The organism is Roseibium sp. RKSG952, assembly GCF_009711355.1.
Genome location: NZ_SMMF01000957.1, coordinates 99,893 through 110,351, shown reverse-complemented (window position 1 = coordinate 110,351; position 10,459 = coordinate 99,893). Strand labels below are relative to the sequence as shown.

At 54.7% G+C, this 10,459-nt stretch carries 11 protein-coding genes; 8 read left to right on the top strand and 3 right to left on the bottom strand.

What is annotated here, in order from left to right:
* The 3 genes from E1297_RS51420 to E1297_RS38785 all read right to left on the bottom strand — a co-directional run.
* On the bottom strand, positions 1-221 hold a 221-nt coding region (locus E1297_RS51420; protein WP_368669815.1), incomplete at its 3' end, for an ATP-binding cassette domain-containing protein.
* A 138-nt stretch (positions 222-359) separates the two neighbouring features.
* Entirely contained in the window at positions 360-1,067 is a 708-nt protein-coding gene (locus E1297_RS38790; protein ID WP_155147748.1) for an aspartate/glutamate racemase family protein, read from the bottom strand.
* Positions 1,064-2,209: a Xaa-Pro peptidase family protein gene (locus tag E1297_RS38785; protein WP_155147746.1), complete on the bottom strand. Its 1,146-nt coding sequence runs from the start codon at positions 2,207-2,209 to the stop codon at positions 1,064-1,066. The genes E1297_RS38790 and E1297_RS38785 overlap by 4 nt, the downstream gene beginning before the upstream one ends.
* 96 nt (positions 2,210-2,305) lie before the next feature.
* On the opposite strand from E1297_RS38785, the gene E1297_RS38780 reads away from it, so the two are divergent.
* The 8 genes from E1297_RS38780 to E1297_RS38745 all read left to right on the top strand — a co-directional run.
* Positions 2,306-3,490, top strand: a complete 1,185-nt coding sequence (locus tag E1297_RS38780; RefSeq protein WP_155147744.1) for a M24 family metallopeptidase — start codon at positions 2,306-2,308, stop codon at positions 3,488-3,490.
* Complete coding sequence (gene argE, locus E1297_RS38775) at positions 3,490-4,644, top strand: acetylornithine deacetylase (RefSeq protein WP_155147742.1); 1,155 nt, start codon at positions 3,490-3,492, stop codon at positions 4,642-4,644. Before E1297_RS38780 ends, argE begins: the two co-directional genes overlap by 1 nt.
* 188 nt (positions 4,645-4,832) lie before the next feature.
* On the top strand, positions 4,833-6,089 hold the full coding sequence (locus tag E1297_RS38770) for an NAD(P)/FAD-dependent oxidoreductase (protein ID WP_155147740.1): 1,257 nt from the start codon (positions 4,833-4,835) through the stop codon (positions 6,087-6,089).
* 23 nt (positions 6,090-6,112) lie between these two features.
* Entirely contained in the window at positions 6,113-7,279 is a 1,167-nt protein-coding gene (locus tag E1297_RS38765) for an aromatic ring-hydroxylating dioxygenase subunit alpha (RefSeq protein WP_155147738.1), read from the top strand.
* Between the two features lies 1 nt (position 7,280).
* Positions 7,281-8,393 carry an aromatic ring-hydroxylating dioxygenase subunit alpha gene (locus tag E1297_RS38760; RefSeq protein WP_196223502.1) on the top strand — a complete coding sequence of 371 codons (1,113 nt, stop codon included), beginning with the start codon at positions 7,281-7,283 and terminating at the stop codon, positions 8,391-8,393.
* Positions 8,394-8,405: 12 nt separating this feature from the next.
* A complete protein-coding gene (locus E1297_RS38755) occupies positions 8,406-8,825 on the top strand; it encodes a RidA family protein (protein WP_155147736.1) in 420 nt (139 codons plus the stop codon).
* Entirely contained in the window at positions 8,822-9,496 is a 675-nt protein-coding gene (locus tag E1297_RS38750; RefSeq protein ID WP_155147734.1) for a DUF1028 domain-containing protein, read from the top strand. Before E1297_RS38755 ends, E1297_RS38750 begins: the two co-directional genes overlap by 4 nt.
* A 71-nt stretch (positions 9,497-9,567) precedes the next feature.
* A partial coding sequence (locus E1297_RS38745; RefSeq protein ID WP_155147886.1) for a LysR family transcriptional regulator occupies positions 9,568-10,459 on the top strand: 892 nt, incomplete at its 3' end.

The following is a 10,459-nucleotide window of genomic DNA, read 5'->3' as shown; positions in this document are numbered from 1 at the left end:
GGTCGCCCATCCAACAGGATTTCACCATGGGTAGCTGTTTCAAACCCGGCGAGCATCATAAGGCAGGTGGTTTTCCCGGACCCTGATGGCCCGAGCATCGTCAGAAACTCACCCTTGGGCATAGCCAGATTTAAATCTTTAACGACGAGATTTTCGCCATCATAAGACTTTTGAACGCGTTGAAATTCGACAAACGCGGCGTCGTTACTTGTTTCGGTCACAAGACCCCCTGTCTCGTCAAATGATTATCCAACAGCGTCGGATTTCACTGATCTGTCGACTCAGTTAAGACCAAGCAGGTGCGTCATTGCAACCTTGAATGCAATTTTTGATAATTGAGATATCGTTTTGATAATTCATTAAGCTGCATTCAAACGCTTCATATGCCAAGCGAGACTTTGATTACTTGAAAGAACCGGCTTTCCGATCCTTTGCTGGATTTCGGGGATGGCCGACAAGGTTCTGAGGTTCGTACAGCTTAGAAATACTGCTTCGACCGAAGAATCGGAGCCCAATTTTACGGCGGCGTCGACTACCGATTGATTGGATATCCGTACCACTTTTGCCTCTTCGGCCTCGCCAAAGGTTCCGAAAACATCAGTCGACATTCCGCGCTCAGCAAATGCCCGGCGCAACGGTATGTTGACCTCTTCTATGTAGGGCGAGAGCAACGCAAACTTTGAAACCCCAAGATCTGCGGCGCAAGCCGCAGCCGCACGCAGGGGATTGGTAACCTCAGCAGTATTGCAGGTTTGCTTAACCAGTTCCGCCACACGTTCGGACCCAATGACCGAGCTGGCTGAGGTACATCCATATCCGACAACCCGATAAGGCCTCGCGTTCGGCAAAAGACTGGCAGCAGCCGGCAGCGCAGTTTCCATTTCAGCCAGACTATCCGTTGTCACCTCAATGCCACTTGGAATGCGTGTGACATGGATTGGATACTTCCGATCCGAGAAATAGGCACTGAATTCGGGCTCAAGAGTTTCATCGGTCTGAAGCACAATCAGGCCCAGAGGTGACGCATTCGGATCGTCTGTATCCAGAGTGTAAGGAATATGTGTCATAGTTCGATCAACTCGGGGCCTATACGGGGGCTGATATATCTTGGTGCATTGTCAGTGATGACGATGTTCTCTTCGTGGACAAGTATTTTGTCACCAACAGCGATTCCCGGCTCTAGCGTAAGGACCATACCCGGCTCCAGCACTGTGTGATCTGATGGGATAAGCGACGGCCATTCAGTCAGCGACATACCCAAACCGTGACCCAGCCGCCCCGCATCCGTCCCTTCAGCATCACGGGTCAACACATCATTCATGGCGTGAAACAGATCGGCGGCCGTGGTCCCGGGCCTTGCGACTTCAAATGCAGCGTCCGAAGCTTCGATCAGGCGGGCATGTGCGGATCGGACTTCGTTGCTGGCAGGTCCTATCGACCAGTTGCGATCAAAGTCGCTGAAGTACCCATCCCAGACGAGGCCTGTGTCCAGCATTAGCACGTCACCATTGGACAATGGCACCGGTCGTGCGGGCGAGATTACATCCGAATACCCGCCCCGCTCTGCTCCGCCTGCCAGATAAGGCACCCAATCAGCTCCTTCTTCGAGACAGAGGATTTGAAACCCGCGAAACACCTCATCCAGTGGCACACCGGAAGAGGCAATTTCCGGGACACGTGCAAATGCGCGACCTGCAATGTCACAAGCGGTTTCGATCTTGGCAATTTCAGCGGGGGATTTGACCATTCGAAGCTGCCGCAGGATGCCATGGTCGCCTGCAATTTGCCGCTGACCAATGTTTCCACGCACACGGTCGAGATCTGCCAGCGGTATCCGCGCGTGCGTTTCGTGGCCGTCTGGTATTCCGATTTGACCATCTACCGGTGTCAACTCAATCAGTGTCTCAACCAGCAATGAAACGCCATCATCCTCTAGATCAGGCGCGCTCCATGTTCTGATATTATCAACCCATGTCTGCCCCATGAGCGCTGCACCGATTAAGGGGATCACTGCCACCGGCTTGCCGCTTGCGGGTAGTACAAGAAACCAAGGGCGCGTCGGGCTTTCCCAGAACCGCGTCAGATACCCGGTAAAGTAACGCACATCCGTCTCGGTCGTCAGCAATAGTGCCGAGAGGCCTTTCTGCTCCATCACCTTTTGAGCACGCTTAGTCCGGGCCTCGAACTCGGCCTGTTCAAATCCTCTCATTTTGATGAACTCCATCCCGTCGACTGCCTGACCCATTGACGTGAGCCGATTGGTGAAGTTGTGTCAACCAAAGTTCGTTGCGAAGCGGAGATCCAGATGGCGCATACTGACCCGGCCTTTAGCCAAGCGGAATATGATCGCCGCCTTGCCAAAACCCGAAACGCAATGTCTCAGGCCGGTCTGGATTGCCTCTTCATAGAAGACCCTTCAAACATTTCATGGCTCACTGGCTACGAAGGCTGGTCGTTTTATGTTCATCAGGGCGCGCTGATCTTTCTGGACTCTGATCCGGTTTGGTGGGGGCGCAGTCAGGATGCAAATGGCGCGCGCCGTACCGTTTGGATGACGGATGACCGAATCCACGGTTATGAAGACAGCTTTGTGCAATCGACAACACGCCATCCGATGCAGGATCTTGCGAAACTGATCACCGAATATGGGCATGCCCACGGTCGGATTGGTGTTGAGCTGGACAACTACTATTATTCAGCTAAGGCACATCAGACGCTGCTATCTGAATTGCCTGGTGCGTCACTGATCGATGCAACCGCACTGGTGAACTGGCAACGCGCCGTAAAGTCGGAGGAAGAGATTGCCTTGATGCGCAAGGCCGCGCGTATTTCCGAGCACATCGTTGATGGCGTGCTCGAGCGTGTTGAACCGGGCCTTCGCAAAAATGAACTTGTTGCCCAAATTTATCACGACGCGATCACGGGTGTCGGCGACGATTGGGGGGACTACGCAGCAATTGTGCCCCTGTTACCGTCGGGAACGGATGCTGCAGCACCCCACCTCACGTGGAATGGCGATGTATTCAAATCCGGCGAATGTACCTTTTTTGAATTATCAGGATGTTACCGGCGCTATCACGCCCCGTTCTGCCGGTCTGTGTATTTGGGGAGTCCCCCCGATCAGCTGAAACGCGCAGAAGCAGCACTGGTCGAAGGATTGGAAGCCGGTCTTGATGCCGCGAGGACGGGAAATCGAGCAAAGGACATCGCTGCCGCTTTGGCCGCACCGCTGGAGCGCGCGGGAATAGAACGCGGGGCGCGTTGCGGATATCCGATTGGACTGAGTTATCCGCCCGATTGGGGGGAGCGCACAATCTCGCTGCGCGACGAAGATGAGACCATCCTCGAACCCGGCATGACCTTTCACTTCATGCCCGGCCTCTGGATGGATGACTGGGGGCTAGAGATCACAGAGTCGATCCTGATTACCGAAAATGGACCTGCTGAGTGCTTTTGCGATCGGCCCCGCAAGATGTTTGTGAAACCATAATGCTGGACCGGTCTATCGATATACTTGGCGATTTGATCGCATTTCCGACAGTTTCGATAGATTCAAATCTGGATCTGATCAAATACCTGTCGGATCGCTTCGAAGCGCTCGGTGCACGTTGTTCCTTAACTGCAGACAATAGTGGCACCAAAGCCAATCTTTTTGCGACACTAGGGCCGGACCTGCCAGGCGGTGTCATGTTGTCCGGACACACGGATGTCGTCCCTGTCGCGGATCAGGATTGGACAACCGATCCCTTTGAATTGACCCGTCGCGATGGAAAGCTTTTTGGTCGGGGCACCTGTGACATGAAGGGGTTCATTGCAGCCAATCTGGCGCTGGCCGAGACGCTTGATGCAAGCGCCTTGAAGCAACCGCTGCACTTTGCCTTCACATATGATGAGGAAACGGGCTGCTTGGGCGCGCAAAGTTTGATCCGTGATCTCGCGCAGCGAGGGATTGTTCCGGATATCGCGATTGTTGGCGAACCCACCGAGATGCGCGTCATCGAGGGTCACAAGGGCTGCTATGAGTACACTGCCCGATTTGCCGGGTTGGAGGGGCATGGTTCAGCGCCGGATGCAGGTGTGAACGCCGCCGAATATGCTGCGCGCTATGTGGCGAAATTGCTCGAGTTGCGAGAGAATCTGAAGGCAAGGACCCCAGTGACCAGCAAGTTTGACCCGCCATGGAGCACCATAAACATCGGCAGAATCTCGGGCGGCGTAGCGCATAATGTTATTGTCGGCAAAGCCGAGGTCGACTGGGAAATGCGACCGGTTCAGGCGAGTGATGCAGATTTCGTGAAAGGGGCACTGACGGATTACGTTGACGGTACACTGGTGCCCGAGATGAAATCTGTTCATCCAAAGGCAAGTATCGAGTTGGAAATCATAGCAGAAGTTGCTGGTCTCGAGCCCATGGATGACAACGCGGCCCGCGATCTGGTTGCAAAGCTGACAGGGGCAAACGGTGCCGATCTGGTGGCGTTCGGAACCGAGGCAGGGCTGTTTCAGCAATTGGGCTCAAATACGATTGTCTGCGGCCCCGGTTCGATCCGTGAAGCTCATAAGTCTGATGAGTATCTGGAGATCGAGCAGCTGGAACTTTGCTGCCGTATGCTAAGGCGTTTGGGTGAGACGCTGGTCAACTGACTGATCTGCCGAAACCATTCCACTTTGTTTCTGCAATTTTTCAACGCCTTAATTGGTGCCGATCGCCAATAGTTACCGGTTATTTTACTTCTTAGCTCTTACCTAATTGAAAAGAAGAAAGACTGTTCTTTTTTGCGCTCTCCGGGAATGGCAGGTTCCCGGAGACCTAGCAAGAAAGGCTCCGAGCGATGGTGGAATATGTTGATACCCTTGTTGTAGGCGCAGGGCAGGCTGGAATCGCGATGAGCGAGCATCTAAGCCGCAACTCAATTTCTCATATCGTTCTTGAAAAGCATCGCGTGGCCGAAGCCTGGAGATCGCGCCGCTGGGATTCGCTGGTGGCAAACGGCCCTGCCTGGCACGATCGTTTTCCAAACATGAAGTTCCAGACCTGTGGGGCGGACGCATTTCCGCCCAAAGAACAGGTTGCAGATTATCTGAACGCTTATGCCGAGATGATCGAGGCTCCCATTCGGACAGGGGTTGAGGTGATCTCTCTTACAAAGAATGTTGGCCGGCCGGGATTCACAGTTGAAACATCGGAGGGCGTGATCGAAGCCGAGGCCGTAGTGTCAGCAACAGGCGCATTTCAGCATCCGGTTTTCCCGGATATCGTGCCCGAGAGTGAGGGCATTACGCAGATCCATTCAGCCTCTTACCGCAACCCGCAAGATCTTCCCGAAGGGGCTGTGCTTGTAGTGGGCGCTGGTTCGTCGGGAGGTCAGATTGCAGATGAGTTGCAGCGCGCCGGCCGCAAGACTTTCCTTTGTGTTGGCCCGCATGATCGTCCCCCTCGTGCGTATCGCGGTCGGGACTATTGCTGGTGGCTGGGTGTACTGGGCCTGTGGGACATTCCCGCTAAGGAACCCGGCACCGAACATGTCACGATTTCGGTCAGTGGCGCGCAGGGTGGACAGACGGTAGATTTCCGCCGCCTCGCAGCCGAAGGCATGACGCTGCTGGGCAGGGCTGATTGCTATGAAAACGGCAAGCTGATCATCGACAATGATCTGACGGAAAACATCGCCGCAGGGGATGCGAACTATCTCGATATGCTTGATCAGGCGGATGCCTATGCTGAACGTATGGGGTTGGATTTGCCTCAGGAACCCGAGGCAAGGACCCTGCCGCCCGACCCGGAATGCCTGACCAATCCGATCCATGAGCTTGATCTCAGGGCTGAAGGTATCACCACCATAATCTGGGCTACGGGCTATCGTCAGGATTTCAGCTGGATCAAAGTGGATGCGTTTGACCCGACAGGTGCGCCGATGCATCAGCGCGGCGTCTCGATTGAGCCAGGCATCTATTTTCTCGGACTGCCGTGGCAATCGCGGCGCGGGTCTACCTTCATTTGGGGCGTTTGGCACGACGCAGCTTATGTCGCAGATCAGATAGCCATCCAGAAAAATTACCGGGACTATTGTCCTGCAGCCGCTGAGTGACTCGGCAGGAAAGGCACCGAAACATGACAGTTATGCATCCCATCGAGAACCCGGTCGAAGCATTGCGGGCCAATGTATCCGTCCCGTTCGAACAGGCCCGGGCAATGCCGCCTTCCGTGTACTATTCGCAAGAGTTTCTGGAGGCCGAACTTGAAAACATCTTCAAGAAAGACTGGTTCTGCGTCGGTCGCGCCAGTTCGTTGTCAGAAGTTGGAGACTACGTAACCTGCGAACTAGCTGATCAACCGATCATCGTACTACGCGATCGGGATGGTGAGTTGAGGGCTTTCTCGAATGTCTGTCGCCACCGTATGTCGACACTTCTGCATGGGCGGGGGCAAACCAAATCGATTGTTTGTCCCTATCACGCCTGGACTTACAATCTGGATGGTTCGTTGCGCGGTGCGCCAGCAATGGCCGGAAACAAAGGGTTCTGCAAAAGCGATTATGCTCTGCCGGAAGTGTCGTGTGAGGAATGGCTGGGTTGGGTTTTCATAACCCTTAACCCCGACGCATCCCCGGTGGCCTCGCAACTTAAAGAAGTCGAGGATCTGGTCGCCGGATACGACATGACCAACTATACCGAGACCTTCTTTGAAGAACATCTGTGGGACACAAACTGGAAGGTGCTCGCAGAAAACTTCATGGAAAGTTATCACTTGCCGGTTTGTCACGCAGGAACCATCGGTGGGCTTTCACGGCTGGATGAAATGATTTGCCCACCGGGTCGGAAAGCTTTCAATTATCACACGATCCTAAAGGATGAATCGCTGCGTATCGCGATGGCGCATCCCAAGAATGACCGCCTGCAGGGAGATGAGCGCCGAACAACCTTTCTGTTAGCGATCTATCCCAGCCTACTGATCACGCTAACACCCGGATATTTCTGGTATCTGAGCCTGCACCCCAAGGGGCCGTCACAGGTACAGATCCGTTTCGGGGGGGGCATGTCCGATGATTATGCGGACGATACAGAGGCCCAGCAGAACCTGATCGACCTGAAAACATTGTTGGACGAAGTCAACGTCGAGGACCGTGGCTGCACAGAGAAGGTCTATCGCGGTCTTTGCGCGGATGGGGCCGAGCCCGGACATCTGTCGCATCTGGAACGGCCGAATTTCGACTTTGCACAATACCTGATGAACCGCATGGATTCCAATTTTCAACCCAGAATAAAGGAGGGGGCCTGAGATGCACACCGAGCTTGCGAAACAGCTGCAAGAGATTGCGGCCCTGCCTGCGGACCGGCCGATGTCGATGCCTGGTGCATTTTACACCTCTGCATCGCAATTCGAACACGAAGCCGCGACTGTCCTGCGTCGTGGCTGGCATTGTCTAGGTCGTGCGGACGAGGTGCCTGAACCCGGTGATTTCTTTACCGTTCAGTTGTTGAACGAACCCTTAATCGTCGTGCGCAAAGCAGACGGAGATATCGCAGTTTTAGCCAATGTATGCCGGCATCGGGGTATGCCACTGGCCGAGGGCAGTGGATCGGCTAAACGGTTCATTTGCTCTTATCACGCCTGGGCGTATGACCTTGATGGATCTCTGATGCGGGCTGCGCGCATGAAGAATGCAGGTTTCGATGCCTCCAACTGTGGTCTGCACCGGCACAATATGCATTTGTGGAACGGGTTTATCTACGTAAGCCTGGACCCGCACGCCCAGCCCTTTGAATATCCGGAGCTTGATGCATTGCTCGCCCCCTACGAAAGCGAGACGTTCCGTGTTGCCCATGTGGGAGAAGAGATATGGAATACCAACTGGAAATGTCTCGTCGAGAATTTCATGGAAGGTTACCACTTGTCAGTCGTACACCCGGAAACGTTGCATGGTTACACCCCGACAGGTTTGGCACGGAAACTCTACGGAGGTGACGGCTTCACCTCATATGCTGCAAACTACCCCAAAGACATCCCTTCACGCGGCTTTGGCGCAGAAGGGCTGTCCGAGGATGAGCGTTTGCGGTCAACATTGTTTTCAGTGTTCCCAACGCAAGTTGCCAGCCAGGCGGCAAGTCTTCTTGTATCGCTGAGTATTTTTCCACTGAACGCTGAACAGATACGAGTCAAATGGACCCTGTCGGTTTACGGCGACGATCTGGATGAAGAAACAATCTCTAAGCGGGTTTCGCTATGGGAAGAGGTCAATCGCGAAGATCGGGAAAAGCTTGAAAGAATGCAAGTTGCCTTGAATTCTGAACACGCCTGTTCCGGACCTCTGGCAGAAGACAACTACGAAGGCACTATTCGGGACTTCCAGCTTTGGCTTGCCAAACAGGATCGCGTTCAGGCCGTGGCATAGCGGAGGCACTTGATGGCCCATACCCGAATTCGGAAATTCAATACGTCCGATACTTATCCTGAACAGAATCTGGACAATGACCTCTGTCAGGCCGTTGTGACCGAGGCCAGTGGCAAGATTGTCTGGCTACGGGGCCAATGCCCGCAGAATCTGGACGACGCAGCAAACATCGATAGCCATGACCCGGTTGAGCAAACTCACAAGGTGATGCAGAACATTCGCCAGCTTATTGAAGAAGCAGGCGGAGACATGAGCCACCTCGTGAAAGTCGTGGTCTACATAACCGATGTCCGTCATCGCGAGGCGGTGTACCGCACCATGGGCGAGTACATCAAAGGCATACATCCGGTCTCGACCGGTCTGGTGGTTCAGGCGTTGGCCAGACCCGAATGGCTGGTTGAAATTGACGGGACTGCGGTGATCCCCGCATGACATTTTCCCTTGTCGCCCACTGCGCTGAAACCGGCATGTTCGGTTTGGCTATATCATCGTCCTCTCCGGCTGTGGCAGCGCGCTGCTCTTTTGCACGCGCTGGTGTCGGGGCAGTGGCGTCTCAGAACGTGACGGACCCGACGCTGGGTCCACTCACACTTGATCTGATGCAAAATGGCCTGTCCGCTCCCGAAGCGATTGACCAGATCGGTCGGCAGGGAAATTTCATGGACTATCGACAGGTATTGGCCATCGACACGCAAGGGCGAACGGCTATCCATTCAGGTGCCAACAGTCTGGGCATCTGGACACAAGCCGAAGGTCGGGATGTAGCCTCTGGTGGCAATCTGCTGGCCAACGATGGTGTTCCCGCGGCGATCGTGACCGGATTCGTAGAATCCACTGGCCATATTGGTGATCGCCTGATTGCCGCAATGCGGGCGGGACTGTGCGCTGGAGGAGAAGCGGGACCAGTTCACTCTGCCGGTCTCAAAATCGTAGATCGCCTTTCCTGGCCCATTGCTGATTTACGTTGTGACTGGACCGAAGATTGTCCGATCGAAAACATCGCAACGGCTTGGGAAATCTACGCACCGCAGATTGATGCCTATGTCCAGCGCGCGCTCGACCCGCGCGAGGCACCTTCCTACGGGGTGCCGGGTGACGATTGACCGGTTGCAATGGTGACTGGACGTCGGGTGGCCCTTGCTCCACCATGAGCAGGCCACTTGAAAGCTTGTACATGCCGATCAGATTCACGCTACGCCAGTTGGAGTATTTTGTTGCAGCCGGTGAGTGCGGCAGCATCGCCGCTGCGAGTCAAAAGCTTAACGTGTCTTCGCCGTCGATTTCATCAGCGATAACACAATTGGAAACCGAGTTGGGTATCCCGCTATTCGTGCGCCAGCGGGCGCAGGGTTTGAAAATGACCGAAGCGGGCAGAACCCTTACCGGGCAGGCACTGCTCATTCTCAATCAGGCGACGGAACTGACGCGGATGGCCGCGACTGTATCGAACACAGTTCAGGGTCCTTTGCGGTTGGGTTGCCTTGTGTCGTTTGCGCAGATTGTGGTTTCAGGCCTGCGCCGCAGCTTTGAAGCGCAATACCCGGATGTGCATATGAGTCAGGTTGAACTGACTCAGAACGAAATATTCGCGGCCCTGCGACGCGCTGAAGTCGATCTGGCCCTCAGCTATGATCTGAACCTTCCACCTGATCTTGAGTTTCATCTGGTAAAGGAGTTGCCGCCATTCGCGTTACTGGCGCCGGAGCACCCGCTTGCCATCTGTGACAGCGTGACCGTTCATGATCTTGCAGCCTATCCGATGGTCCTGCTCGATTTGCCCATCAGCTCTGACTACTTCCTGTCGTTTTTCACCCGCGCAGGGCTACGACCGGTGATCAGTGAGCGAACGCGCGATATGGCCGTAATGCGAAGTCTGGTTGCCAATGGGTTCGGATACTCCATTGCAAATTTCCTTCCTCTGAACGATCTCGCACCAGATGGTAAGCCACTGAAATTCGTACCGATCGTCGGAGGGGTACCCCCGATTGCCATGGGTGTTCTGGGTGTGCCGGGCGCGACCAGCAGCAGCACCCACGCGGCTTTTGTCGAGCATTGTCGTGCAGAAC

Bases quoted from the DNA above. Each gene is read 5' to 3' on its own strand.
- E1297_RS38790 (WP_155147748.1), bottom strand. From the start codon at position 1,067: ATGACACATATTCCTTACACTCTGGATACAGACGATCCGAATGCGTCA.
- E1297_RS38785 (WP_155147746.1), bottom strand. From the start codon at position 2,209: ATGAGAGGATTTGAACAGGCCGAGTTCGAGGCCCGGACTAAGCGTGCT.
- E1297_RS38780 (WP_155147744.1), top strand. From the start codon at position 2,306: ATGGCGCATACTGACCCGGCCTTTAGCCAAGCGGAATATGATCGCCGC.
- argE (WP_155147742.1), top strand. From the start codon at position 3,490: ATGCTGGACCGGTCTATCGATATACTTGGCGATTTGATCGCATTTCCG.
- E1297_RS38770 (WP_155147740.1), top strand. From the start codon at position 4,833: ATGGTGGAATATGTTGATACCCTTGTTGTAGGCGCAGGGCAGGCTGGA.
- E1297_RS38765 (WP_155147738.1), top strand. From the start codon at position 6,113: ATGACAGTTATGCATCCCATCGAGAACCCGGTCGAAGCATTGCGGGCC.
- E1297_RS38760 (WP_196223502.1), top strand. From the start codon at position 7,281: ATGCACACCGAGCTTGCGAAACAGCTGCAAGAGATTGCGGCCCTGCCT.
- E1297_RS38755 (WP_155147736.1), top strand. From the start codon at position 8,406: ATGGCCCATACCCGAATTCGGAAATTCAATACGTCCGATACTTATCCT.
- E1297_RS38750 (WP_155147734.1), top strand. From the start codon at position 8,822: ATGACATTTTCCCTTGTCGCCCACTGCGCTGAAACCGGCATGTTCGGT.